The sequence below is a fragment of the Microbacterium sp. MYb64 genome (genome assembly GCF_002979495.1).
GTDB classification, from domain to species: Bacteria; Actinomycetota; Actinomycetes; order Actinomycetales; family Microbacteriaceae; genus Microbacterium; species Microbacterium azadirachtae_A.
Genome location: NZ_PCOW01000015.1, coordinates 12,297 through 38,181 on the forward strand (window position 1 = coordinate 12,297; position 25,885 = coordinate 38,181).

The 25,885-nt window shown below is 68.9% G+C and carries 23 protein-coding genes; 10 read left to right on the plus strand and 13 right to left on the minus strand.

The features are described from left to right. Positions 1-37 precede the first annotated feature (37 nt). Positions 38-664 carry a hypothetical protein gene (locus CQ044_RS13435; RefSeq protein WP_105688935.1) on the minus strand — a complete coding sequence of 209 codons (627 nt, stop codon included), beginning with the start codon at positions 662-664 and terminating at the stop codon, positions 38-40. A gap of 141 nt (positions 665-805) precedes the next feature. Here CQ044_RS13435 and CQ044_RS13440 point away from each other — a divergent pair, with 141 nt between their 5' ends. The 5 genes from CQ044_RS13440 to CQ044_RS13460 all read left to right on the plus strand — a co-directional run bounded on the left by CQ044_RS13440 (position 806) and on the right by CQ044_RS13460 (position 4,526). Further along, positions 806-1,204 carry a helix-turn-helix transcriptional regulator gene (locus CQ044_RS13440; RefSeq protein ID WP_105688936.1) on the plus strand — a complete coding sequence of 133 codons (399 nt, stop codon included), beginning with the start codon at positions 806-808 and terminating at the stop codon, positions 1,202-1,204. Positions 1,205-1,225: 21 nt separating this feature from the next. Then, entirely contained in the window at positions 1,226-2,203 is a 978-nt protein-coding gene (locus CQ044_RS13445) for an SRPBCC family protein (protein WP_105688937.1), read from the plus strand. 170 nt (positions 2,204-2,373) lie between these two features. Next, complete coding sequence (locus tag CQ044_RS13450) at positions 2,374-2,925, plus strand: hypothetical protein (RefSeq protein ID WP_146116793.1); 552 nt, start codon at positions 2,374-2,376, stop codon at positions 2,923-2,925. 209 nt (positions 2,926-3,134) lie between these two features. Beyond that, positions 3,135-4,214 carry a DUF998 domain-containing protein gene (locus CQ044_RS13455; RefSeq protein WP_105688939.1) on the plus strand — a complete coding sequence of 360 codons (1,080 nt, stop codon included), beginning with the start codon at positions 3,135-3,137 and terminating at the stop codon, positions 4,212-4,214. 123 nt (positions 4,215-4,337) lie between these two features. After that, the gene (locus CQ044_RS13460; protein WP_105688940.1) at positions 4,338-4,526 is read left to right on the plus strand and encodes a hypothetical protein; all 189 of its coding nucleotides are present in this window, start codon (positions 4,338-4,340) and stop codon (positions 4,524-4,526) included. A gap of 110 nt (positions 4,527-4,636) precedes the next feature. Here the strand turns inward: CQ044_RS13460 and CQ044_RS13465 are convergent, their stop codons facing one another. Beyond that, positions 4,637-5,809, minus strand: coding sequence for an epoxide hydrolase family protein (locus CQ044_RS13465; protein WP_105688941.1), 1,173 nt, complete (start codon positions 5,807-5,809; stop codon positions 4,637-4,639). Positions 5,810-5,870: 61 nt separating this feature from the next. Here CQ044_RS13465 and CQ044_RS13470 point away from each other — a divergent pair, with 61 nt between their 5' ends. After that, complete coding sequence (locus CQ044_RS13470) at positions 5,871-6,833, plus strand: YafY family protein (RefSeq protein WP_105688942.1); 963 nt, start codon at positions 5,871-5,873, stop codon at positions 6,831-6,833. Between the two features lie 21 nt (positions 6,834-6,854). Here the strand turns inward: CQ044_RS13470 and CQ044_RS13475 are convergent, their stop codons facing one another. Beyond that, the gene (locus tag CQ044_RS13475) at positions 6,855-7,457 is read right to left on the minus strand and encodes a helix-turn-helix domain-containing protein (protein WP_105688943.1); all 603 of its coding nucleotides are present in this window, start codon (positions 7,455-7,457) and stop codon (positions 6,855-6,857) included. A gap of 77 nt (positions 7,458-7,534) precedes the next feature. Between CQ044_RS13475 and CQ044_RS13480 the strand changes: the two genes are divergently transcribed. Together CQ044_RS13480 and CQ044_RS19745 are read left to right on the plus strand one after the other, a co-directional pair. Continuing rightward, the gene (locus tag CQ044_RS13480) at positions 7,535-8,461 is read left to right on the plus strand and encodes an NAD(P)/FAD-dependent oxidoreductase (protein WP_105688991.1); all 927 of its coding nucleotides are present in this window, start codon (positions 7,535-7,537) and stop codon (positions 8,459-8,461) included. Positions 8,462-8,491: 30 nt separating this feature from the next. Further along, a complete protein-coding gene (locus CQ044_RS19745) occupies positions 8,492-8,785 on the plus strand; it encodes a hypothetical protein (RefSeq protein ID WP_219844968.1) in 294 nt (97 codons plus the stop codon). Between the two features lie 69 nt (positions 8,786-8,854). Here the strand turns inward: CQ044_RS19745 and CQ044_RS13490 are convergent, their stop codons facing one another. From CQ044_RS13490 to CQ044_RS13520, 7 genes are all read right to left on the minus strand, one after another. Further along, a complete protein-coding gene (locus CQ044_RS13490; protein ID WP_258133311.1) occupies positions 8,855-9,211 on the minus strand; it encodes a protealysin inhibitor emfourin in 357 nt (118 codons plus the stop codon). Next, positions 9,192-10,235 carry a M4 family metallopeptidase gene (locus tag CQ044_RS13495; protein ID WP_258133315.1) on the minus strand — a complete coding sequence of 348 codons (1,044 nt, stop codon included), beginning with the start codon at positions 10,233-10,235 and terminating at the stop codon, positions 9,192-9,194. The genes CQ044_RS13490 and CQ044_RS13495 overlap by 20 nt, the downstream gene beginning before the upstream one ends. Before the next feature lie 172 nt (positions 10,236-10,407). Continuing rightward, a complete protein-coding gene (locus tag CQ044_RS13500; protein WP_105688945.1) occupies positions 10,408-12,936 on the minus strand; it encodes an RNA helicase in 2,529 nt (842 codons plus the stop codon). Positions 12,937-13,070: 134 nt separating this feature from the next. Continuing rightward, a complete protein-coding gene (gene deoD / locus CQ044_RS13505) occupies positions 13,071-13,784 on the minus strand; it encodes a purine-nucleoside phosphorylase (protein WP_105688946.1) in 714 nt (237 codons plus the stop codon). A gap of 70 nt (positions 13,785-13,854) precedes the next feature. Then, the gene (locus CQ044_RS13510) at positions 13,855-15,537 is read right to left on the minus strand and encodes an FAD-binding dehydrogenase (RefSeq protein WP_105688947.1); all 1,683 of its coding nucleotides are present in this window, start codon (positions 15,535-15,537) and stop codon (positions 13,855-13,857) included. A 25-nt stretch (positions 15,538-15,562) separates the two neighbouring features. Beyond that, positions 15,563-16,819, minus strand: a complete 1,257-nt coding sequence (locus tag CQ044_RS13515; protein WP_105688948.1) for an MFS transporter — start codon at positions 16,817-16,819, stop codon at positions 15,563-15,565. Further along, entirely contained in the window at positions 16,816-18,225 is a 1,410-nt protein-coding gene (locus CQ044_RS13520) for a GH1 family beta-glucosidase (protein ID WP_219844969.1), read from the minus strand. Before CQ044_RS13520 ends, CQ044_RS13515 begins: the two co-directional genes overlap by 4 nt. A 56-nt stretch (positions 18,226-18,281) precedes the next feature. On the opposite strand from CQ044_RS13520, the gene CQ044_RS13525 reads away from it, so the two are divergent. Both CQ044_RS13525 and CQ044_RS13530 read left to right on the plus strand, forming a co-directional pair. After that, positions 18,282-18,965, plus strand: coding sequence for a TetR/AcrR family transcriptional regulator (locus CQ044_RS13525; RefSeq protein WP_181158315.1), 684 nt, complete (start codon positions 18,282-18,284; stop codon positions 18,963-18,965). A gap of 99 nt (positions 18,966-19,064) precedes the next feature. Beyond that, positions 19,065-20,624, plus strand: a complete 1,560-nt coding sequence (locus CQ044_RS13530; protein ID WP_258133316.1) for a beta-N-acetylhexosaminidase — start codon at positions 19,065-19,067, stop codon at positions 20,622-20,624. Between the two features lie 56 nt (positions 20,625-20,680). Here the strand turns inward: CQ044_RS13530 and CQ044_RS13535 are convergent, their stop codons facing one another. From CQ044_RS13535 to CQ044_RS13545, 3 genes are read right to left on the minus strand one after another with little or no spacing between them, the layout of a single operon-like run. Further along, complete coding sequence (locus CQ044_RS13535; protein WP_105688952.1) at positions 20,681-22,654, minus strand: sulfatase; 1,974 nt, start codon at positions 22,652-22,654, stop codon at positions 20,681-20,683. Next, complete coding sequence (locus CQ044_RS13540) at positions 22,651-23,985, minus strand: MFS transporter (RefSeq protein ID WP_219844970.1); 1,335 nt, start codon at positions 23,983-23,985, stop codon at positions 22,651-22,653. The genes CQ044_RS13535 and CQ044_RS13540 overlap by 4 nt, the downstream gene beginning before the upstream one ends. Before the next feature lie 47 nt (positions 23,986-24,032). Beyond that, complete coding sequence (locus CQ044_RS13545; RefSeq protein ID WP_105688953.1) at positions 24,033-25,790, minus strand: sulfatase; 1,758 nt, start codon at positions 25,788-25,790, stop codon at positions 24,033-24,035. Between the last annotated feature and the right edge of the window lie 95 nt (positions 25,791-25,885).

Below are 25,885 nucleotides of genomic sequence, written 5' to 3' on the forward strand. Positions count from 1 at the left end.
GGTGCGCCGGATGCGGCGCTCCCCGCCCATCGGCGTCCTAGCGCCCGACCGTACGGTGGGGCAGACTCGCCCTGCGGATCCGGCGGCGTTCGTAGGCGAGCGTCGCGACGAGGAGGGCGAAGCCGACCGCCGCGCCGGTCAGCTGCGCGGACAGCGCGGGCAGGCCAAGTCCCACCGACAGTGCGAGAGCGATCAGTGCGCCGCCGAGCACGCAGTTCACGGCGGCGACCATGCTGGCCATCGTGAACAGGAAGGAGCTGCGCCCGTAGCGCACGCCGTATTCGCCGGTACTGGCGTCGCCTCTGACGAGCAGGGACGGGCCCGACGGATGGAGGCTCGCGAAGTGCGCTCGGATGTTCTCCATCCGGTTCCGCACGGCGATGTTCTCGACCGTGGTGTCGACGAGGCGCACGACCGTGAACCAGCCGAGCATGAAGATCGTCGGCAGCAGTGTGAACGTCAGTGTGGCGAGGAGCCCCGGAGTCGAGGCTGAGAATCCGAGCGCGACGAGGCCGCTCGAAAGCGTCGAAAGGTAGATCGTGGATCTTCCGCCGGCCTCGCTGATGGTCGCCGTCGCGACGGACTGGAGCACCATCTGCTCGGTCGCCAGCGCGCTGTGCAGGGTCGTGAGATCGGCGGATGCCGCCTCGGGGGAATCGATCATGGGGGAGCCTTCCGCGTGTCCTGAGTGCGGCGGGCCCGCCGCTGTCAGGAATGACCGGCGGAGAGGCGTCCTTGTGACCGCGTCGCGATTACGTCCCGCACCCCTTGACACCCGGATCCGGCCGTCGTAATCTACAACCAAATGGTTGTAAGAGATGAACTGAGCGATGAACAGACCGACCGTGTGTTCCAGGCCCTCGCGGCGAGCACGCGGCGCGACATCCTGCGCCGCACGATCGCCCGCGAGCAGTCCGTGTCCGAACTCGCCCGCGACTACGACATGTCGTTCGCGGCGGTGCAGAAGCACGTCGCCGTGCTCGAGGCGGCCGAGCTCATCGTCAAGCGCGCCGAGGGACGCGAGCGGCTGGTCCGCGCGAATCCCGAGATGATCGCGCGTGCCAGGGCGCTGCTGGCCCGCTACGAAGACCTGTGGCGAAGCCGGATCTCCCGCCTCGACGACCTGCTCGCCGAGGACTCGGACACCGACTCCGAACCCGACTCCGATCCCGGATCCGCGCCGCGCGGATCCGCCACCGCCTGACCGACCCAGAAGGAGGGTGACATGCCTGTCACCGACGTGACCACCGATCCCGAGAACCTGACGCTGACGATCCTCGCCGACTTCGCCGCCCCGGTGGAGCGGGTGTGGGCGGCGTACTCCGATCCGCGCCAGCTCGAGCGCTTCTGGGGCCCGCCAGGATGGCCGGCCACCTTCACCGCCTTCGACCACACGATCGGCGGCATCGCGCAGTACCGGCTCGACGGTCCCCGGGGCGAGAAGTCGTCGGGGCGCTGGGAGTTCACCCGGATCGAGGCGCCGACGCTGTTCGAGGTGCTCGACTCGTTCGTCGACGACGCGGGCGAGCCCATCGCCGAGTTCCCGGCGATGCGGATGACGCTGGAGTTCTCGCCGACCGCCGAGGGCACCCGCATGGTCGGCACCAGTCACTTCGAGTCGGCCGAGGCGCTGGAGCAGGTCGTCGCGATGGGCGTGATCGAGGGCACGAAGATGGCGATGAGCCAGCTCGACACCGTGCTGCAGGATCTGCGCGACTACGCCCAGGGCAAGGGCACCCGCATCGAGCTGCTCGATGACACCCACGTGCGCATCACGCGGCTGGTCGAGGGGCCGCGCGACCTCGTCTGGCGTGCGCACTACGAGCCGGAGCTCATGAAGCAGTGGCTACTCGGGCCCGACGGGTGGGAGATGACGGAGTGCACGGTCGCGACCGAGCCCGGTCAGACCTACCGCAGCTCCTGGGCCCCCGTCGGGGACACCCCGGGGCAGGCGTTCGGGTTCGAGGGCGAGGCGCTGCTCGTCGACGCCCCGCGCCGCGCCGTCACCACCGAGAAGATGCAGGGCACCGAGGGTCCGGTCACGCTGAACGACCTCAACCTCTATGAGGAGGACGGCGCGACGCTGATCACGCTCCTCGTCGAGTACCCCGACCTCGAGACCCGCGACATGATCCTCGCGACGGGCATGGTCGACGGCATGGAGGCCTCGTACGCCCGCATGGAGGACCTCGTCCTCGCCTGACGAACGTTCGCAACTCAGGAGATCCTGGTCGCCTCTCCCTCTTCAGGAGCGGATCCGGCCGGGATCTCCTGAGTTGCGCGCGCTCCGGCGGCGGGGCCTCGGCGTTGCGCACGCTCCGGCGGGCGGACCGCCCGGGCGTGGGAGGGGTCCGCGAGCGGTACCTTCAAGGAGTGTCCGCGGTCGTGGTGAAGGTCCTCATCGTGCTGGCCGTCCTGATCCTCGTGGCGGCAGCCGTGTCGAGGATGCGCGGGCGGCGTTCGGTGGGGCCCGTGCGGCAGCGCATGCCGGTGTTCGTCCCGCTCGTGGGTGCTCTGTTCGTGGCCCTCGGCGGCCTGATGGCGCTCGCCTCGTTCACGGAGAACAACGTGGACGGCATGCTGTGGCCGCTGCGGATCGCGTCGGTCGCGATCGTCCTCGCGGGCGTCGGCTTCCTCCTGATCTACCGCAACTTCTACGTCGAACCCCGGGTGGACGAGATCGCGTTCCGCACGATCTGGGGGCGTGAGGCCGTGATCGCCTACGCCGACATCACCGACTTCTCCGTGCAGGCGTCCGGCGGGCAGTTCCGGCTCACCGTGCGCGGCTCTTCCGGCCCTCGGCTGCGCCTGAATCCGCGCTTGTTCGACGTCTCGCCACTGCTGCGCGCGAACGAGTTCCGGCAGCACAACGGACGCTGGCCCCTCCGAGGCGAGATGCACGGCGGAGCAGGCGCCGCCCGCTGAGCTCGCCCCCCTCCACAGTCCTCTCCACTGTGCGGTCGTCCCCGTCAGCGGACCCCATGGCGTCCGCTGACGGGGACGACTCGGTGAGTGGGGCCTGTGAGCGGGCGGGCGCTGCGCGGCCGTGGGGCGGGCGAGGCTACGGAGCGGAGCGGCGGCACGGGGCGGGCGCGGCGTTCCGAAGTGTCGGCGGGGCGTGGTTCGATGACGGCATGGACACCTCGCGCGGGCTGCGCAACGAGACGCAGACGGTGTGGGCGACGGCGCTCTGCCTCGCCCTCGGCACGGCGGCCGGCCTCGTCGTGCTGCAGGGCTCGCCCCGGGCGTTGACCGGACCAGGATCGCTGAGTCAGCCCATCGCGGTGATCGCCGGGATCGTCGCGGCCGCCGCGTTCGTCGTCAGCACGGTGCAGCACCGCCGCGGCGAGACGGATCGGATGCCGCCGTGGCAGACGGCCATCTCGCACGCCTCGGCGGTCGCGCTGACCGTGGCCTTCGCGGCGGTGACCGCGTTCGGGGTGCTGCTGGGCGGGCTCGTCTTCGGCGCGGGGCTCCACGACTTCACGACGCCGGCCCTGGGCGGCGCGCTCATCGCCGGGGTCGCGTCGGCGATCGGCGGGCGCTTCGCCTACACGGCGGGCGTGGGCATCCGCACGCGGGATCTCGCGACGCTGCTGTTCGGCTTCCTCACCATCGGGACGCTTTTCGCGATGGCGACCGCGGCGGATCCGCTCTGGTGGCAGCAGAACTTCTCGCAGCTCGGTCTCGGCGCCCGTGGCTGGGCGTTCAACGGCACGCTCGTCGTGGCGGGGCTGCTGTTCGCGACGGTCGGCGCCTACATCGGCCGCGACCTGCACCGGCTGCGCGGCGACCGCGCCCTGCGCGGGATCGCCGTGGTGGTCGCCCTCTGGGGCGCCACCGGGCTCGCTCTGGCTGTCGTGGGCTTCGTGCCGATCGAGCTCAACCGGGTCGTGCACTGGATCGCCGCGATCGGAACGCTCGTGCTGTTCGCGCTCGCCGCGGCGATGTCGACGAAGGCGCTGCCCGGTCCGCCGCGCGCGCTGCTGGTCGCCACGATCGGACTCGGCGTCCTGCTGGTGGCGGCTGTGCTGCTGCACATTCCGGTGCGGCTGTACTCCTCGACCGGACTCGAGGCGATCGCCGTCGGGCTGGGTCTGGTGTGGATGACGACGTTCGTCCGCGTGCTCGCCGTGCTGGTGCCGGACGCTCCGCGGGTGTCGGCCAGGGCGACGCTCTGGCGGGGTGAGGGGGACGCGCGTCGCGATCGGTGAGACACCAGATCCTGCACGAGCCACCACGTCAGGGCCGGTGTCTCGTGCAGGATCTGGTTTCTCGCGGATCCGCCACCCGCACGCGACGGGCCCGGTACGCGCGATCGGGCGCACAATGGACGCATGGGCATGTTCACGCAGAAGCCGGAGGAGAAGGCCACCTGGGCGGCGTTGCCCGGAGAGCCGCTGGACGAGGACGAGGCGATCGACCTGCCGGAGGCTCCCGTCGCGGATCCGCTGGCACTGGGGCTGGGCGCACCCGCCTCCGGGACGACCGTCGCGATCCCGATGCCACCCGAGCCCGAGGTCTGAGCGCCGCCACCAACTGAGCGCAGCCACCACGGGAGGCCGGTCACCGGCGCCCGGGGCCGGCGCCCGCCACAGCGTCGAGCCCGCCACCTGAGCGCCGGCTTCCCGGATGCTCAGCCGCGCAGGGATCCGAAGAACGCGCGGATGTCGTCCATGAGCAGCTCCGGCTCCTCCATGGCCGCGAAGTGCCCGCCGCGGTCCTCGACGTCCGTCCACCGCACGATGCGGTGATGCTGCTCCTCGGCGAACCGCAGGCCGATGTCGTGAGCGAACGCGATCACCGCGGTCGGCACGCCGGAGCTCGGCTTCGGCGCCTCCCATGCCGTGTTCAACGCGTAGACGAGGGCCGCGGACGACCCGCCGCTCGCCGTGAACCAGTACAACGACGCGTTGTCGAACACGAAGCGCTCGCCGAGGACATCCACGGCATCCCGCTCGGCGGGGTGGGTCCATGCCTGGAGCTTGTCGTAGATCCACGCGAACTGGGCGACCGGGCTGTCTGCGGTCATCGCGCCGATGAGGCCGGGCCGGGTCCCCTGGATCGCGATGTAGCCGAACTCGCGCTGCATGAACTCCGCGACGCGACGCAGCCGGTCCTGCTCGAGAGGCGTGAGCCTGGCCGCGGTCTCCTCGTCGATCTCACCGAGGAAGGATCCGCCGAGCGAGCCGTTGACGTGCACGCCGATCACGCGTTCCGGGGCGAGGCGTGCCAGCTCAGGCGCCACCGCCGCGCCGTGGTCGCCGCCCTGCACCGCGAAGCGGTCGTAGCCGAGGCGGGACATGAGCTCCAGGAACGCGCGCGCGGTCCGCTCGATGGTCCAGCCCGCGTCCTCCAGCGGGGTCGAGAACCCGAACCCGGGGTGCGAGGGGATGATCACGTCGAAGGCGTCGGCCGCGTCGCCGCCGTGCGCGACCGGATCCGTCAGCGGTCCGATGAGTCCCTCGAACTCCAGGAAGGATCCGGGCCAGCCGTGCATGAGCAGGATCGGGGTCGCACCGGGATGCGGGGAGCGCACGTGCACCGCGTGGATCGTCTGGCCGTCGATGCGGGTGACGATCTGCGGGAGCGCATTGAGGCGCTCCTCGGTGGCCCGCCAGTCATGGCGCCCCCATCGCGCGACGAGATCCTGCAGCACCGCCACGGGCACGCCGTCGCGCCAGTCGTCGCCCGGCAGCGGCTCGGGGAAGCGCGCGGCGCGGAGCCGGGAGCGGAGGTCATCGACGGCGCTCTCGGAGATCTCGACGCGGAAAGGGCGGACGGCGGTTTCGTTCGTGTCTGCGTTCATGACTTCAGGTTCTCGCTCACAACGGTCACAATGTGACCGGAAAGGCAAGAAGGCTGAGACCATGACCCGAACGACCGGACGCACCCTCGCCCTCCTCTCGCTCCTGCAGATCCGTCGCGAGTGGAGCGGCGCCGAGCTGCGCGAGCGGCTGGAGGTGAGCGATCGCACCCTGAGGCGCGACATCGACGATCTCCGCGAGCTCGGGTACGGCATCGACGCGACCCGTGGGCGGCACGGCGGGTACCGCCTGGGGCCGGGCGCCAGCGTGCCGCCGCTGGCGCTGTCCGACGACGAGTCGATCGCGATCGCCGTGGGGCTGCGCGCCGCCGCGAACAGCGTCGTCACCGGGATGGAGGAGGCCGCGGGCCGCGCGCTCGCGAAGCTCGAGCAGTCCCTGTCCTCCGCGGCGCGCAGCCGCATCTCCGAGGTCGAGCGGGCCCTGGTTCCACTGGACCCGTCGGCCGATGCGGAGGGCGCCGTGGATCCCGGCATCGTGGCGGCCATCGCCACCGCGATCGACGTCCGCCAGCGCCTCCGCGTCGACTACACCCGCCACGACGGCACCGACGTGCAGCGGATCGTCGAGCCGCACCGCATCGTGCACACCGCGCGGCGCTGGTACCTCGTCGCGCGGGATCCGGAGCGCGATGCGTGGCGCACGCTGCGGATCGACCGGATCCGGCGGCCGCTGATGCTGCGGGAGGGCTTCCCGGTCCGGGAGATCCCGGAGGAGGCGCTGCGGGAGTTCACGGCCCACAGCATCACGACCGCGCCCTACCGCTATCGCGCGCGGGTGCGCATGCACGCCTCCGCGGCCCAGGTGCGCCGGCACTTCGACACCACGGTCGCGGTCGTGATCGAGGAAGGGGCGGAGACGAGCATCCTGGTCGCGGGATCCCGCGCGCCCGAGGAGTTCGCGCTCTACCTCGGAGCCTCGGGGATCCGCTTCGAGGTACTGGAGGGCGATGAGGTGCGCGCGGCACTGCGCACGGTCGCGGCGCGGTTGGCGGAGGCCGCCGGCTGAGGCTTCCGGCTGAGCTCGCGCTCAGTGCGCAGGCGTGTCGTCGCCGGCGTCGCCCGCCTCGGGGATGTGCACGCGGGCTCCGTTGCGGTCGAAGAGGCTGAGGATCTCTGCGGGTGCGTCGCCCGTGGCCCCGAACCAGTGCGGAGTGCGGGTGTCGAAGTCCGCGACCTCGCCCTGGCCGAGCACGAGATCCCTCTTGCCGACGATGAGGCGGATCCGCCCGCTCAGGACGTAGATCCACTCGGATCCGTCATGCGTCCGCAGAACGCCAGGGTCCTGCTCGACGGGCATCACGACCTTCCACGCCTGCACACCGCCGGGGTTGCGGCTCAGCGGGATCACGATGCGCCCGTTCCTCTGCCGCGGGCGCAGCTGCACGCGCGGATCTCCGAACTCGGGCGCGCCGACGAGGTCGTCCAGGCTCATCCCGTATGCGCGGGCGAGGGGGAAGAGCAGTTCGAGACTGGGGCGACGCAGGCCGCTCTCCAGTCGCGAGACGGTGCTGGTGGACGTGCCGGCGAGTGCTGCGACCTCGGCGAGGGTGAGGTCGCGGCTCGTGCGGATCCGCTGCAGGCGGGGTCCGATCCCGTCCAGCGCGGCCGCGAGATCTGCGTTCGTGTTCACCGGACCAGAACATCAGAGCTTTGCAGTTTTCGCAAGTTCAATTGCCATATCGTCGGGGCGCCTGAGAGCCTGTGGTCATGACCCGAGAGCTGTTCGACATCGCGATCGTCGGAGGCGGAGCCGCGGGGCTGAGCGCCGCGCTCGTCCTCGCCCGCTCCCGCCGTTCCGTCGTGCTCCTCGACGCGGGCGCACCGCGCAACGCCCCCGCCGCGCACATGCACGGCTTCCTCTCGCGTGACGGCTTCCCGCCCTCGCACCTTCTGGAGATCGGGCGTGAGGAGATCGCCTCCTACGGTGCGCGCGTGGTTCCGCATTCCGTGACGTCGGTGACGGGTGACGCCGGGGACGGGTTCGTGCTCACGACCGATGAGGGGGTCGAGATCGTCGCCCGTCGGATCATCCTCGCGACCGGTGTCGAAGACGTGCTTCCCGACATCCCCGGGGCTCGCGAGGCCTGGGGACGATTCCTCCTGCACTGCCCCTACTGCCACGGCTACGAGGTGGGGGACGGATCCCTGGCCGTCTTCGGCGGTGTTCCCGGCGCCGTGAGGCACGCGCTCCTCCTCCGGCAGTGGTCGTCCGATCTGACCTACTTCGCGAACGGGAGCGCGATCGCGAAGGAGGACGCGTGTCTGCTCGGCGCGAGGGGCATCCGCGTGCACGACGGACGGATCGCGGAACTGCTCCTCGACGGGGAGCGCTTCCGCGGAGTGAGGCTCGAGAGCGGCGACGTGGTCCCCGTCGATGCCGTGTTCCTCCGGCCGGAGTCCCGCCCCCGCACCGAGCTCGTCGCGGCTCTCGGCGGCGTCGTCGACGGCGCGGGCTTCGCGCACCTCGATGCCTCGGGACGCACCTCGGTGCCTGGAGTCTGGGTCACGGGCAACCTCGTGGATCCCCGCGGACAGGTGATCACCGCCGCCGGCCACGCCAACGCGGTCGCGATGGACGTCAACGCGGACCTCGTCGACGACGACGTCCGCGTCGAACTCCTCGAAACCCGCTGAGCAGAGACTGAACAGAGAGACGAACACCACATGAAGCGCACAGCCGCCTCCGCCGTCCCCGCCGCCCCTGCGGCCCCGCCCACGCCCGCCGCCCCTGCAGCTCCGCGGCCTCCGAGTCAGCACACGCTCGCTCTGATGATCTGGATCGCCGTGACCCCGACCCTCTTGGCGATCAACCTGCTGCTGGGCCCGCTGATGGCCGGAATCCCGGTGATCCCCCGCACGGTCATCACCGTGACGATCGCCGTGCCGATCGTGATCTACGGGATCATGCCGTTGCTGCACAAGCTCCGCCGCCGCTGGGCAATGTCCCGCAGGTCCTAGGCAGCGACCGCCCGGAGCCGCGTTCAAGACGGAGCCGCGACCTCCTCTGGCGGCCTCATCGGCAGACGATCAGATGCGGGTCGTGCCCGCGTCCGCCTCCTGCACGGCGTCCACGAGGGCGCGCCAGGGGCCGAGCAGGTGCTCCTCCGGGATCACCTGCTCGTGGCGCTCCCGGCGGATCCGCACCTCGATACGCCACGAGTAGCGATCCGCTCCGGTGCCATGGGGGACCTTCTCGTCCCACGGGCACTGCTCGACGAGGACGATCCAGTGCGCGGCATCGCCACCGGACGGCTGCACGCTCCATCGCCGGGTCATCCCGGCGATGCCGCCGCTGCGCGCGACGCGGATCGCGACGCCGTCGTCCCCGCCGGCGTCGGAGTCCACGGGGATCCCGACGGGCGGATCAGCCGGCGGCTCGCTCATCGCCTGTCGCCTTGATCACGCCGACCGACGCCCACGCGGTGCGCGCGGCGTCGCCCGTGGAAGGGCTCACCGCATCCGCCTCGGCGATCGTCGCCTTCGCGAATTGCGCGAACGTCGCGGACGCCGACAGCCCGCCGGTCAGCGCGCGGTACCAGACGGATCCTGCCGTCTCCCACGCGTAGCCGCCGAGCTCGACCGCGAACAGTGCGAACGCGCGGTTCGGGATGCCCGAGTTGAGGTGCACGCCGCCGTTGTCGTCGGTGGTCTGCACGTAGCCGCTCATGTCCGCCGGCTGGGGATCCTTGCCGAGCTCCGGGTCGTCGTAGGCGGTGCCGGGATGCAGCATCGATCGCAGCGCCTTGCCGTGGACGGCCGGGGTGAAGATGCCCGCGCCGATGAGCCACGTCGCCTGATCGGCGGTCTGGCCGAGCAGGTGCTGCTCGGTGAGGGCGCCGAACACGTCGGCGAGGGACTCGTTCAGCGCGCCGGGCTGCCCCTCGTACTCCAGACCCGCGGTGTGCTGGATGACGCCGTGACCCAGCTCGTGGCCGATCACGGTGGTCGAACCGGTGAAGCCCTGGAAGACCTGGCCGTCGCCATCTCCGAACACCATGCGCTCGCCGTTCCAGAACGCGTTGTCGTACCCGGATCCGTAGTGGACCGTGGCGTCCAGCGGCAGGCCCTTCCCGTCGATCGAGTTGCGCTGGAAGGCGTCGAGCAGCATCTGGAACGTCGCGCCGAGTCCGTCGAACGCCTGGTTCACGGCGACGTCGGCGACGGTCGGCTCGTCCTCGGTGCGCACCACCGTGCCCGGGAGGGTCTCGGTGCCGTGCGCGTCGCTGATCGTGCGGTTCGGCGCCGCCTCGACCGTGGCCACGAGCGAGCCGTTCTCGTCGATCGACAGTCGCAGCTGCGCGCGGTGCTCCGCCGGCGCCGGGGCGATCAGGGTCTGCCGGGCTGCCTCGGCGGCCTGGGTGTAGCGCTCGGACTCGGCCAGCTTCGCCAGCAGATAGGAGGGCACGATGCCCTGATGGAGCTGCGCCTGCCGCGCCGGCGTCCGCGGCCCCCCACGGCCTTCGTGAATCGTCAAGATGCCCCTCCGTTCCGCTCGCGTGTCTTCGACGATACGCCGGGGGCCGGACATCGTCACGGGAGCACGACGAAGCGGCGGGAGCGTGATGCAGGGCGCCGTCCGGCTACAGCCGAGCCACCCCGGTCACGGCGATGACGGCTTCTCCAGCTTCGTCTGAGGCATCCAGGTCGACCATCGCGGAGATCCGCCAGTCGTGGTCTGCTGCCGGGTCGTCGAGGATCTGCTGCACGGCCCACGCCCTGGCGGGGCGCTCATGGTCCGGGCCGCCGGTCTCATCGAGGATGAGCAGCGCCGCGCTGCGCGCGTCGGGTCCGATGCGGATCTCGTCGTGCTCCGCGAAGTAGGCGTCGAGAGCCGCATCCCAGCCGTCGGCGCCGAACTCCGGATCCAGCTGGGCAAGGGCGTCCAGATCCTCCCGGGCGGCGAGCTGCACGCGGCGGAACAGCTCGTTGCGCACCAGGATCCGGAAAGCGCGGACGTTCGTCGTGAGCCGCTTCGGCGCGGGCGGCACCACCGGCTCGTCGGTGTGCGAGACGGGATGGCCCGAGATGAGCTCCTCCCATTCGTCCAGCAGCGAGGAGTCGACCTGACGGACGAGCTCGCCCAGCCATTCGATGAGGTCCCGCAGCTCTTCGCTCTTCAGGTGCTCCGGGATCGTCTGGGAGGCCGCCCGGTAGGCGTCCGAGAGGTAGCGCAGCACGACGCCCTCGGAGCGCGCGACCTTGTAGAGCGCGACATATTCCCCGAACGACATGGCCCGTTCGTACATGTCGCGCACGACCGATTTGGGGTGCAGCTCGAAGTCGCGGATCCACGGCTGCGCGGTGCTGAACGTCTCGAACGCGGCGGAGAGCAGCTCCTCGAGCGGCTTCGGGTAGGTGATCTCCTCGAGCGCTTCCATGCGCTCCTCGTACTCCATGCCCTCGCGCTTCATCACCGCGACGGCCTCACCGCGGGTGACGAATTCCTGCTGGCTGAGGATGGCCCTGGGGTCGTCGAGGGTGGCCTCGACGATCGAGAGCATGTCGAGTGCGAACGTCGGATCCGCAGGGTCCAGAAGCTCGAACGCCGCAAGGGCGAAGGGGGAGAGCGGCTGGTTCAGCGCGAAGTTCGGCTGCAGATCGACCGTGAGGCGGACCGTGCCGTCGGGGCCGCGCTCGACGATCCCCGACTCCCGCAGCGTCCGGTAGATCCCGAGCGCCCGGATGGCGAGGATCCGCTGCGTGGCGCGGGACTCATGATTGTCATATACCAGGGAGCGCATATTCGCGAAGACGTCGCCGCCGCGCCCGATCACGTTGAGCATCATCGCGCTCGTGATCTGCATGTGCGAGGTCAGGGTCTCGGGCTCGGCGGCGATGAGCTTCTGGAACGACGGCTCCCCCCATGACACGAAGCCGTCCGGCGCCTTCTTGCGGATGATCTTGCGCTTCTTCTTCGGATCGTCGCCCGCCTTGCGGATCGCGGCGATGTTCTCGCTCTCGTGCTCCGGCGCCTGCGCCACGACCGTGCCGGCCGTATCGAAGCCGGCCCGGCCCGCGCGCCCGGCGATCTGGTGGAACTCGCGGGCGTTGAGCTGGCGCATCCTGGTGCCGTCGAACTTCGTGAGCGCCGTGAGCAGCACCGTCCGGATGGGCACGTTGATGCCGACGCCGAGGGTGTCGGTGCCGCAGATCACGCGCAGGAGCCCCCGCTGCGCGAGTTGCTCGACGAGGCGGCGGTACTTCGGCAGCATGCCTGCGTGGTGCACGCCGATGCCGAGCCGCAGCAGGCGCGCGAGGGTCTTGCCGAACGAGGTGGTGAAGCGGAAGCCGCCGATGAGCTCGGCGATCTCGTCGCGCTGTTCGCGGGTGGCGACCTTCGCGCTCGCCAGGGCCTGGGCGCGCTCCATGGCGGAGGCCTGGGAGAAGTGCACGATGTAGACCGGCGCCTGGCCGGTGTGCAGCAGGTCCTCGATCGTCTCGCGGATCGGGGTGGTCTCGTAGAAGAAGTGCAGCGGCACGGGCCGCTCCACGCCGGTGACGACGGCGGTCTCGCGGCCGGTGCGGCGGGTGAGGTCCGCGGCGAGCTCGGTCACGTCGCCGAGCGTGGCCGACATGAGGATGAACTGCGCCTGCGGCAGCGTGAGCAGCGGCACCTGCCAGGCCCAGCCGCGATCCGGGTCGCCGTAGAAGTGGAACTCGTCCATGACGACCTGGCCGACCTCGGCATCCGGGCCCTCGCGCAGCGCCAGGTTCGCGAGGATCTCGGCCGTGCAGCACACGATCGGGGCGTCGGCGTTGACGGCGGAATCGCCGGTGACCATGCCGACGTTCTCGGCGCCGAAGACCTCGACCAGGCTGAAGAACTTCTCGCTGACGAGCGCCTTGATCGGGGCGGTGTAGTACGTGCGGCGCCCGTCCGCGAGGGCCGCGAAGTGGGCGGCGACCGCGACGAGCGATTTGCCGGTGCCGGTCGGGGTGCTGAGGATCAGGTTCTGCCCCGACACGATCTCGATGACGGCCTCGTCCTGCGCCGGGTAGAGCGAGATCCCCGTCGATTCGGCCCACTCCACGAAGGCCAGGTAGACGGCATCCGGATCCGGATCCCCCTCGGCGGAGCGGACGACGGACGGATCGAGGCGCGCAGACATGATGCATCGATCATCCCACCCGTGCACCCCCGCCCCGGGCGTCCCTCTTCACCCGCGAGACTGCAACTCCGCGACGAGACTGCGGGCGAGGCGTGCAGTCTCGTCGCCCAGATGGAGTCTCGCGGTCAGAAGGGTCAGACCGTGAGCGCGGCCTCGAGGGCGATGCGGACCATGTCGCCGAAGCTCTGCTCGCGCTCGAGGGCCGTGGTCTCCTCGTGCGTCACCAGGTGGTCGGACACGGTGCAGATGCTGAGGGCCCGGCGGTCGTAGTATGCGGCGAGCGTGTAGAGCGCGCTGGTCTCCATCTCGACGGCGAGGGCGCCGTGCCGCACCAGCGGCTCGGTCAGCTCGGGGCGGGTGCTGTAGAACTGGTCGCTCGAGAAGAGCAGGCCGACGTGCACGGCATGGTCGAGATCCATCCGCTCGCTCGCCTCGACGGCGCGGCGGAGGAGTCCGAAGTCGGCGACGGGCGCGTAGTCCTGGCCGTGGAAGCGGACCCGGTTGATCCCGGAGTCGGTGCATGCGCCGTTCGCGATGATGATGTCGCGCATGCCGACCTTCTCCGTGAGCGCGCCGCACGAGCCGACCCGCACGATCGTCTGCACGTCGTACTCCTGGAACAGCTCGTTCGCATAGATCGACATCGAAGGCTGTCCCATTCCGGACCCCTGCACCGAGACCCGGTGGCCCTGCCAGGTGCCGGTGAAGCCGAGCATGCCGCGCACCTCGGAATAGCACTCGGCGTCGTCGAGGAAGGTCTCTGCGATCCATCTGGCACGCAGCGGATCCCCGGGGAACAGGACGACGGGGGCGATCTGACCGGGCGCGGCGGCGATGTGCGTGCTCATGCGATCAGGGTATTCGCGAGGATCCCCCGGGGGCGAGGCGCGCGCGGATGCGCGTGGCGGGGGCGCCGGATCAGACGCCACGCTGAAGCGAACGTGCGACGGTGAGCCCGGTGAAGAGGCATCCGCCGAGGAAGGTGCCCTCCAGGGCGTTGTAACCGTGCGCGCCGCCGCCGCCGAATCCAGCGGCCTCCCCGGCCGCATAGAGCCCGGGGACGGGCTGACCGTCCTGTCCTCGCACACGCCCCTCGAGGTCGGTCTGGATGCCTCCGAGGGACTTGCGCGTCAGAGTGCGCAATCGCACCGCGATGAGCGGGCCGGCCTTGGCGTCCACGAGTCTGTGCGGCCGGGTGACCCGAGCGAGACGGTCGCCGCGGTAGCGTCGGGCGTTGTGGATGGCCAGGACCTGTGCGTCCTTTCCGAACGGATTCGCCATCGCCCGATCGCGCTCGGCGACGACTGCTTCGACTGCTCGTGGATCGAGAAGCGGGACATCCGTGAGATCGTTCATCTTCCGTACGAGCTCGTCCAGGCACTCCGCCTGCACGAAGTCCTCGCCCCGGTCCAGGAACGCCTGCAGAGGGCTTGGCATGCTTCCGGTGAGGCGGCTGGCAACCACCTTCAACGGCTTTCGGCCGGTGATGTCTGGATTCTGCTCGGATCCGGAGAGAGCGAACTCCTTGGCGGCGATCTTCCGTGTCGCGATGAACCAGGAGTGGTCGTGTCCGACGAGAGCGGGATCGGTGCGGAGGATCCGGAGGGTCTCGAGGGTGTCGAAGCCCGGCAGTGCCGGAATCGGCAGCCGGCGACCGAGGGCATCCAGCCACAGTGCCGAGGGACCCGGGAGGATCCGGATCGCGTGGTCGGGCCAGATCGGATCGTGGTTGCGCACACCCTCTGTGTAGTGCCACATCCTGTCGCGATTGACGAGGCGGCCCCCGCCGGCCGCGACGATGTCGAGCATCCGTCCGTCGACCGACGCCGGAACGCCGGTGATCATCTCCGAGGGCGGCTGCCCCAGTCGCTCCGGCCACCAACGACGGACCTTCTCGTGATCGCCCCCGATACCTCCACTGGCGACCACGACGGCCGACGCCCGCAACTCGAACTCGCCGACGGTCTCTCGCGTCGTCTCCACGCCCCGAGGTTGGTCGTCACGAGCCAGGAGCGTGCCCGATACTCCGTGACACACGCCGTCTTCGACGATCAGAGAGTCGACCCGATGCCGGAAGCGCACCCGAAGGCGGCCGTCTCTCGCCGCCTGCTGAGCGCGGCGGGCGAAGGGGCCGATGACGCCGGTTCCCGTCCCCCAGGCGACGTGGAAGCGGGGGACGGAGTTGCCATGTCCTGACATCGACAGGCTCCCGCGTTCCGCCCAGCCCACCATCGGCGTGAGGGCGATTCCGCGGTTGGAGATCCAGGACGCCATCTCGCCGCCGGCGAACTCGACGAACGCGCGCCCCCACTTCGCCGCCCACTCGTCCTCGGCAAGCACGCCGTCCATGCGGTCCCACGCGGCGCTGCGCTGCCAATCGCCCCATGCCAGGTCCACGCTGTCACGGACGCCCATCCGTCGTTGCTGCGCGCTGTCGACGAGGAAGAGCCCTCCGAAGGACCAGAACGCCTGCCCCCCGAAGGACGCCTCGTTCTCCTGATCCACGACGATCACGCGCTTGCCGTGTCTGAGGAGCTCGTCCACGACCACGAGCCCGGCGAGTCCCGCGCCCACGACCACCACATCTGCCGCTTCTGACATCTTCGTCTTCCTTTCAATGGCCGGCTCAGCGAACCGAACGCACGCGGAGGATCACGATCCCCGCGAGGAGGGCGCTGATCGCTGCGATCGGGAAAAGCAGCGCGAACCCTCCGCTGGTGATCACGATGAGCCCCGCGATCGAGGGCGCCAGCACCTGCGGCAGGGTCGAGGCCATGTTCACGACGCCGATGTCCTTGCCGTAGTCGGCTTCCGCAGGCAGCACCTCGGTGATGAGGGCGGTGTCGACGGCTTGGAAGCACCCGAAGCCCATGCCGCCGAGAGCGGCCATGATCAGAATCCCCGTCGTATTCGGGAGGAACAGCGGGACCAGAACCGCGATCGCGACGACCGTCGCGGACACGAGGACGAAGATCCGTCGTCGTCCCAGGCGATCGGACAGGCGACCCGCGACCACCGTGGTCGAGAGCAGGCCGAGGACTGCCGCTATGCCCATGATCGGGAGGACGCCTGTCGCCGCTTCGCCCAGGCCGACATAGTCCTGCAGGAGATAGAGCTTGTAGCCGAAGACCACGTTGTACCCGGTGTAGAGGAGAAGTCGGCTGGTGAACGCCCAGGCGAAATCGGGGTGCTTGCGCGGGTCGACCCAGAAGGTGCCGAGGAAGGATCGAAGGCGGAACGGCTCGCGCACGAGCCCGGTGCTGCTGCGGTCGGGCGCGAGAGTGAGGAACAGCGTCAGAACGATCACGGCGAATCCGGCGAGCAGATAGTAGGCGAGAGAGATGTGCTTCGACATCGCTGACGCGAAGATCTGGCCACCCATCGATCCGACCATCAGCCCGAGTCCGAGCAAGGCAGCGAAGGTGCCTCGGAGGGTGCGCGGGACCCGATCGGGGATGATCGCCGTCAAGGGCCCCTGCACGAAGTTGAATCCGATGATGATGGCGACCCAGCCCACGGTGAATGAGGCGAGGGTGCTGGCGAACGACATCCCGATCAGGGCAAGCCCGCCGAGGAGCCCGCCGAGAGCGATCCACGGCGCGCGTCTGCCGAACCGGCTCCGCGTGTGGTCGGACAGCGCACCTGCGATCGGCTGGCTGAGGACCGAGAAGATTCCACCGATGGTGGTGATGATCGCCAGGTTCGCGACCTTGTCTGCTTCGCCGAGCGATTCCTGCACCTGGAGGGCCAACAGCACGGTGGGCACCGAGCCCCAGACCAGACTCGTTGCGAAGTTCGCCAGCGGCAGGCCGGCGAACAAGCGCGCCCCCGGGCGGGCGATGGCCTGGTCGTCCGTGACGGCTGGGGGCGCCGCCGCGCTCATGACCTCGCCGATCCGGTGAGGAATGACCGGTACCAGTGGTAGCTGTCCTTGGGTGTGCGGTCTTGCGTCACCGGGTCGATGTCGACGATCCCGAAACGCTGTGAGTACCCCTCCGCCCACTCGAAGTTGTCCATCAGCGACCAGTGGAAGTACCCCTGCACATCGACCCCGGCGTCCTGCGCATCGCGAACCGCGGCGAGATGTCCGGCGAGGAACTCGATGCGGAAGTCGTCTCGGAACCGTCCGTCCTCCGAGCGCTCCACCGTGTTCGAGGTGCCGTTCTCCGTGATCATGATCGGCGGAAGGGCATCGCCATAGGTGTCGCGCATGCCGACCAGGAGTTCCGTGAGCGCACGTGGGACGACCGGCCAGCCGAAGTCGCTGGTCGGGTAGCCCTCGATCGGGCCGAAGGAGAACGGCAGCCCGTCCGGCAGCGGGATCTCGCCCTGCAGAGGCGTTCCGCCGGCGCCCGCTGGGCCGATCGCCGTGGGGTGGTAGTAGTTCACCCCGTACCAGTCGATCGGCGCAGAGATCGTGGCCAGATCCTCGTCGCGGTGCGTGAGGGCCTCGCGCAACGGCGCCGGCCAGCTACCCCGCAGAAGCGGTTGCATGAACAGTCCGTTCTGCAGCGCGTCGTAGAACGCGACGGCCGAGCGGGTCTCCGCCGTGTCGTCCACTGGCCACACCGGAGTGTGCGCGTTGGCGATGCCGATGCTCGTGACACCGGCCGCGCGCAACGCGGCGACGGACTTGCCGTGTGCGAGCAGCAGATTCGCCCCGACCTCGACAGCGTCGAGTCCCATGGTGTGTCCTGGCGCGTGCAGTCCGACACCGTGGCCGAGCATCGTCAGTGCGACGGGCTCGTTGAGCGTCATCCACCGCTGAATGCGATCCGAGAAACGGTCGGCGAGCAGCGTGGAGTAGTCCGCGAACCGGTCGGCGACATCACGCGTCCGCCACCCGCCGCGGGCTTCCACCCACGACGGAGTGTCCCAATGGAAGATCGTGGGGACCGGTTCGATGCCTGCGCCAGCCAGTTCATCCACTAGGCGGTCGTAGAAGTCGAGGCCCTGCGTGATCACGCGGCTCTCGGACTGGATCCGCGGCCATGCGAAGGAGAAGCGATAGGCAGTGACGCCCAGCTCTCTCATGAGTTCGACGTCCTCGCGGTAGCGGTGGAAATGGTCCGCCGCCACATCTGCGGTGTCACCGCCCCGGATGTGGCCGGGAATTGTGACGAAGTCGTCCCATGCGGACCGGACGCGGCCCCCCTCGGCCGCGGCGCCTTCGATCTGGTACGAGGCGGTAGACACGCCCCAGGTGAAGTCTGCGCCGAACTCGTCGCGCGTGACCGGTGCCGTTCGAGGGGCGGTCGGGTAGATCGACCCCATTGTCTGAGCATTCATGTGGCTGACTATACAGATAGTCAGCTAGAGCGGGAAACGCTGCTATGTTCCTTCCCATGGCGACTACAGACCTCAGCGCGAAATCAGGCGCAGCGACGAGGCAGAGCATCCTGGCCGCGGCCTTCGACCTGTTCTCCGAGTCGGGACTGCATTCGACGTCTCTGGACGCCATCGCCCGCAAGGCCGGAGTGACACGCCCGCTGGTGATCCACCACTACCGGAACAAGACCGCCCTGTTGCTCGCCGTGCTGGAGGAGCAGGGGCGCAAGGGCCTTTCACCCTGGAATCCCACGTCGAGAGACCTGCCGGAGCATCTCGATGAGATCGATCTGGACTCGCCGGAATACGCCGGCGTCGGCCTCGAGGACGCCATCGCGATCATCGAGTCCCTTGTAGGCCTGTCCCAGGCCCAGCGCCCCCTCGTGCGGCTCGCGCACCTGTGCGCCCTGGAGAGCGGACCTGCGTCGGCGACGGCGGTGCAGTGGTCGCGAATGCGTCACGCTCGCGTCCGGCGGCTTGCCGCAGCCGCCGCGGAGCACAGCATCAAGGCGGGCACCGTGAGGCGCGACATCGATCCGGCCGAGGTGGGCGTCTTCGTGGTGACCGCCTTCGAGGGCCTTGAGAATCAGTGGCTGGTCGATGAGGCGTTCGACATGCAACGGGGGATGCACGAGATGCTCGCGCTGCTGTGGCGCGATGTCAGGGCGACCGACGTCGGCGCCCGCCCGGCTACCGCATAGCCACCCACGAGGCCGTGCATGCGTGCATGCGCGGGCCCGTCCTCGTCACGAAGGAACGCCATGCCGATTTCCCCTATCCCGCGCCCGTACGGCCTCTCGATGACCCATGGGTCATCGAGGCTGGCTGACGGTGACACGATCTTCACGGCCGACGTCGAACTGCGCGAGATCGTCGGCGTCTTCATCGCCGACGTGATTGCGGACGGCGGCCCGGTCCTCGCGGAGACGAGAGTCCTCTCCACCGCGCAGGTCGTCCTCGAACTCGTCACGTCGGCGGAGCTCTCGGCGCCCGCTGCCGAAGGCCTCCGGGCGGATGCGGCGAGTCTCGCTACCCCTGCGGACGAGCGCTATGGACTCGAGGTGGACGCACACGGAGTGCGGCTGAAGGCGTCGACGCGGGAAGGGATCCACCGTGGCCTGACCACCCTGCGTCAGCTGGTCGCCTCGGCGGACGGGGTGGTGCCGTTCCTGCGGATCCAGGACGGCCCGCGGTTCTCCTGGCGGGGGCTGGCTCTGGACGTCGTGCGGACATTCCACGATCCGTCGACCATCCGCCGCGTCATCGACATGTGTTCGCTCTACAAGATCAACGTCCTGCACCTCCACCTCACTGACAACGAGGGTTGGCGGCTCGAGGTTCCGGGGCGTCCTGCGCTGACGGAGATCGGAGGCGCCGGGGCTCGTGATGGCCGACCCGGCGGACATCTCTCGGCCGCCGAGATGGCCGGGCTGGTCGCCTACGCGACGGCCCGGTTCGTCACGATCGTCCCCGAGATCGACATGCCCGGGCATTCTGCGGCCGCCCTGCGCGCCTACCCGGAGCTTGCCACCCTGCACGAGGGCACCTCTTCGCGATCTTCCGGTGTCATACCCGATACGCTCGACCATCGGAACGAAGGCACGTGGGCGCTCGTCGACGATGTTCTCGATGCCGTGGTGACGCAGTTTCCGCACAGTGCATACATCCACATCGGTGCGGACGAAGTGTTCGGCTTGCCGGACGACGCGTACTCGTGGTTCGTCGAGCGCGCGATGACCGCCGTTCGGGCTCGGGGGAGACGCGTCATCGGGTGGCAGGAAATGGCCGCCGGGCCGCTCACCCGGCACGACGCGATCCAGTACTGGATCGATGCCACGCCCGAGGAGGTCGCCCCGATGCTCAACAGGCTTCCCGCACACCGCCGCGACCTTCTTTCGGTTGCTCTGGAGAAGAGCCGGACCGACATCCCGAACGCGCTCGCAGCAGGCGCACGGATACTGGTCTCCCCAGCGACGCGTGCGTATTTCGATGCCCCTCATACGGGATCCCCGCTCGACCCTGCTCAGGAGAAGACCCGGACCCGGGTGGGTCATTCGCTCTATCCGCCGGTAAGCCTGCGTGCGGGAGTGGACTGGGATCCAGTCGCGGACACTCGTGACATCCAGGACGCGACCCAGATCGCGGGCGTCGAGGCCGCGATCTGGTCCGAGACGATCACGGATCGAGACGATCTCGAGTTCATGCTCCTGCCTCGACTCTGCGGCATCGCCGAGAAGGCATGGTCCGTGCACACGAGCGACTGGGAGGAGTACGCGTCCAGGCTCGCGCCGCAGGCTCGTGCCTGGACGCGACGCGGCTGGAACTGGTACCGGACCGACGAAATCGACTGGATCCTGTAGCGTCGCGGCGACCCGGCAGGATCAGCCACGGCCCATTCAAGGCGTCCCGCGCCTGCTCACGTCGCCGCGCGCACCTTGAGCCCGGATCGTGCTCGCTCTCCTTGCGCCAGCAGGGACGCGATCGAGTAGATCTGAGCGTCCGGCGTGTACCGCCCCTGGAGGCGCGTCACGAGGTAACGGATCGCGTTGCCGAGGTATTCGTCCGCGTCTCTGCCCGCGTCCTCGATCGCGGCGAGCCGCGGGAGGGTGAGATCCTGCGGCAGCGCCGTGAGCGCATCGACCGCCTCCAGCCTGATCCCGACGTCGTTTCCGGGTGCCGCCAATTCGAGCAGGGTGTCGATCGCCTCCGGCGCCGATGTCGCCCGCGCGACGGCTTCGGCCGCGGGAATCGCCACCTCGGGCAGGTCCGAAAGGTGCTCGCACAGCCGCGCGATCGGCTCACGAAGCGCGACAGGCGGCCGAGTCGCAGCGGCAGCGGAGACGCGCCTGAGTATCCCGAGCGCGGCCCACCGTCGGACGGTGGGATGAGTGTCCATGAGGGCAGCTGTCAGCGTGAGCATGCTTCCCGGGTCCTCGCGGAAGCCGAGATCCGCGATGCTGAGAATCCGTTCGAGAGGGTACGCGTCCGGAGCACGACTGGCGTCCCACCCGCAGACGTCGGAGTACTCGGGGAGGAACCCGTTGTCGTGGACGTCGAGGATGTGCTGTCTGAGCGCGTCGGCAAGGCGTCGCTCGACCAGCTCGAGCCCGGGAGTACCCGCGAGGTTCCTGAGTTCGTCGGGGTCGGAGTCCAGATCGTACAGTTGCACCGGTGCGGGGGAGTTCCACATGCGCTCACTCTCCGGGGAGAGCCTGCCGGCGATGTGCTCTTCCTCCCAGGACCGGTAGCCTTCCGCGTTCCACGCGAACGCCTGGTACTGGATCGTGGGTCGATGCGGCGTATAGGTGCGGATGTAGCGGTATCGCCTGCTGCGCACGGTGCGTACGAGGCTGAACCTCTCGTCCATCCTGTTCCGCTGTGAGAACACCATCGCGTCGTCCTCCTCCGATCGTGCAGAGAGAAGGGAGGGGGCGCTCATGTACGCCGGGACATCGATGGCTGCGGCGTCCAGCGTCGTCGACGGCAGGCTCACTGTCGAAACGGGCTCGGGCCAGGAAGACCCCGGCGCGGGCAAGGAAGAGGCCCACTGCGGGGGAGCGGCCAGGATCAACGGCACGTGGAGGCCCTCGTCGTAGCAGTAGCGCTTGCTCCGTGGCGTGATTCCGCCGTGGTCGGACGTGAGGATGACGATCGTGTCGTCGGTGAGGCCATCGTCCTCCAGCTGTGAGAGCAGCAGCCCGACGAACTCGTCGAACTTGCGCACCAGCGTGTATGTGCGCGCGATGTCTCGCCGGATCGGTTCCGTGTCGGGAAGGTACTGCGGGACACGCACCTCTTCGGGCGGGACGCCGAGGGGCAGATCCTTGATCGCGGGGATCCTCCGATCGGGCATGCGGGCAGCAAGGGCGGCGGCGGCGCGTGCGACGGGCGACGAGGAATCGAAGAGAGACGATTCATGCGTCGGATCGAAGTTGAAGACCGCGAGGAACGGCTGCCCGGGAGCCCTGGTCCGCCAGTGCGCCTCCGGCGAGCTCGCATCCCAGATCTCGCTCTCGTCGACATCCAGGTTGTAGTCCGTCTTCGCGTTGTTGACCGTGTAGTAGCCGGTGGACCGCATCAGCTCGGGGTGACCGAGCATCCACTCGGGTCGAGTGGCCGACGCGCGCATGCGATCAGCCGGCGCATGGCTCTCAGCGGGGATCCCGGTGAGCAGCGAGAACCTCGAGGGGGCGCAGACCGGCGCATTCGAGTACGCACGTTCGTAGAGCACGCCGCGCCTGGCGAGCGCGTCGATCGCCGGGGTGTGCGCCAGCTCGTCGCCGTAGCAGCCGAACCGTGGCGGGCAGTCTTCGCCGACGATCCAGAGGATGTTGGGACGAACCGGGCGGGTCTTCGGCTCCCGTCGCCGTTCGCGCGCGTGTTCGGTCACGACAGCGCCTCCCTGCGGCGGGCGTCGAGGGCGTGCTCGACCTTGTGGACGTCCCGCGGGTAGGTGACGTACAGCGCGGAGAGGACGACCGCGTTGATGAGGATCATCACGACGAGAACGAAGAAGAACACGGTCTGCAGGCCGAGCACGTTCGCCAGGGCGCCTGCGCCGAGGGCATAGATCACCCACGCCAACGGCTCCACGATCGTCATCAGGACGGCCAGCGCAGGCGCTCGGGACTCGGGCATGATCGATGCCATGATGATCGGCCGATTGATCGTCGGGTTGAGGCCCTGCGACAGCCCGATCGCACCCCAGCAGATCAGGTAGACCCAGAAGTGCTCGAACGCGTGCTGTGTGCCGAGAAGGGCCGCGGTGGCGAAGCACACCTGCGCGAGCTGCAGAAGCAGCACCCTCCCGCGCAGGGGCAGTTTGCGATCGATCCAGGAGACGAGCAGGCCGCCGCCGACCGTTCCGAGGAAGAACCCCAGCCCGTAGGGGACGATCGCGATGGCGGCGACCGCGTTCGAGAATCCTCGTTCGGTCACGAGGAACTGCACCCCGAACACGAGGAAGAGCATGTGACCGGACAGCAGCCGAGACAGGAGCATCACGGCGAAGGTCGGGACCTTCACCACGGACACGGCTTCGCGGAACGACTGGGCCCCGCCCCGCCGATCCGATTCGTCGAGGTCGACGAGCTGCTTCTCCGCGGCGCCGACACCGGGATCCTTGAACACGACCAGGATCCCGATCGAGGAGAGGATGCAGATGGCGCTCATGCCCCACAGCCCCCATCTCCAGCCGCTGTCGAAGCGGGAGAGCTGTCCGACGACGGGCCCGAGCAGCGAAGACAGGACTCCGGCCACGCCGAAGTAGATTCCCACGGCGCGCGCCCGGTGGGCGTCGTCGAACGAGTCTGAGATCACGGAGTTCGCGATCGGCCCGATTCCTACGAGGGTCGCGGCCATGAGGGTGTTGAACAACAGCAGCATCTCGAACGATTCTGCGAAACCGGCGAGCAGGCCGAAGACTCCTGCGAGCGCGGTGCTGACGACCATGATGGTGCGGCGGGGGACGCGGTTGGAAACGGCCACCCAGACGGGCCCGAGCGGGACGGCGACGATCTTGCCCGCTGCGGCGAGAATGCCGAGATGGCCGTTGTTGAGATCGAGCGCCTTCGCGATCGTCGGGAAGAGCGTCGACGCCATTCCCGTCTCGGCGTTCTCGATCACGTTGATGCCGGTGAGGGTGAACAGATTCCGCCAACGGTGCTTGACGTGGGAAGCCTTGTTCGCGCGGATGGTGGCCGTGGGGGTCGTGACGGTCAAGGGATCCTCCTGAATCTTCGTTGATTGGAGCGGGCGGATGGGGTGGGTCAAAGAGCGGCGAGTTCCGCGCTGAGCGCGCGAAGGACGCGGGGCGGGATCATGGCTGTCGCCGCGGCGTCGTAGAGGGTCGTGCCCGCCACGAACCCGAGCACCTCGGTGTCCGCGAGGATCGGAAGGTGCTTGTGGACGACCGTGCGAGCAGCCGGGTCGCCCAGAAGCGTACGGATGGGGGTGTGCACGCCGGAATCGGCCGCGAACTCGGTGCGGGGCGGTAGAGGAGCGGCCGCGGCCTCGGAGAGGTCGCGCTGAGCACCGACGAGGAGGTGTTCCTCCGAAGGCTCTCCGTCCCAGGGGATCCCGAGTCGTTCGAACTGACTCCTCGGCGCATCCGTCTCCCGCAGCAGGCGGGCCAGCAGGCGAAGCATGCGGAGTTCGAGGTCTTGATCCTGAAGGGGCTTCTCCTGCTTGGGATCCGTTTCGAGGTCGTACAGCAGCGTGCCGAATCGGAACGGGTTGTAGAGCGTTCGACCAGCCACTCTGAGCGGTCGCACACCCTTGGTGAAGCCGAACGGCGAAGCGAGTTCCGCGTGGAGAAGTTCGTTGACGCCGAACCGGCTTCTCATGTGAGTGGGCATCAGCGTGAACTCCTCGAGTGGCGTATTGCCGGAAGCAGCGCACGCGCGCATGTACACGTACCGGCCGTCGGTGACGTTGACGTGACCTCCGTAGATGCCGAACAGCGCACCGTCACGAGGGGCATGTCCGGCCTGGTCGTCCTCCGTCCGCAGCGGGAGGCCCTGCATGTCCGCGGGGGTCTCGATGCCGAAATGCCTGAGCAGGGTCGGCGCGATGTCGATCGTCTGCGCGAGCGCATCGCTGCGCACGCCGGACTGCTTCGTGCGCGGATCCCAGAGGAAAGCCGGCAGGTGGACCAGCTCGTCGAACCAAGGCTGCACGGACTTCGCCCACCATCCGTGCTCTCCCAGCAGGAATCCGTGATCGGTGTTGACGATGAGCAGCGTGTCTTCCCAGAGGTGATGCTCATCCATCGCGTCCAGGACGCGCCCCAGGGATCGATCGCACATCGACACCAGGGCCTTGTACTCGTTCCGCGCGTGCTCGACCTGCGACTCGGGTTCAGTGACTCGCTGATAGGGAGGCCAGTCGAAGTCCGGGCCGTCATAATTGTGGGGATACAGGGCCCGGTACTCGTCATACGTGAAGAAGGGTTCGTGCGGGTCGAAGCACTCGATCTGAAGGAACCAGTCGTCCGCGCTCGCGTTCGTACGGATGAACTCCAGGCCGGCATCGAAGGTCTTCGACTGGGGGTGATCCGCCTGCCGCTGCAGATAGCCGCGATTGATGGCGTCTTGGCGGTGGACGGCTCCACGGAACGACTTCAATGGGATGTCCGGAGTGTCCACCCGCCCCTTCCACGGGTCGCCGTCCTGCCCGCGGAAGAATTCCCACGTCGAGTATCGCGAATGGTAGGTCGCCCCGCCGTCCTCCCAATAGTGGAAGTGGTCGCTGGCGAGATGCGTGTGCACCCCGGCCTTCTTCAGCAGCTCAGGCATCGAATCGTCCCAGGGCTCCAGTGGACCCCAGGAGCGATGCAGGAAGTTATGGCGCCCCGTGTGCAGCTCACGACGCGCGGGCATGCAGGGCAAAGACCCCGCATAGAACCGGTCGAAGACCACGGTCCGCTCGGCCAGCCGCTGGAAGTTCGGCGCCACGATCTCGTCGGAGCCGTATGGCGGCAGCATGTGACGATTCAGGCTGTCGAACATGACCATGACGGCGCGCATCCGCGATCTCCTTCGATTCGATCCCGGCCGGGCGGCTTCGCCTGCTCGGCGGGAACCGAGGAATGCGACCAGTTGGTCAAACCATACGATGATGC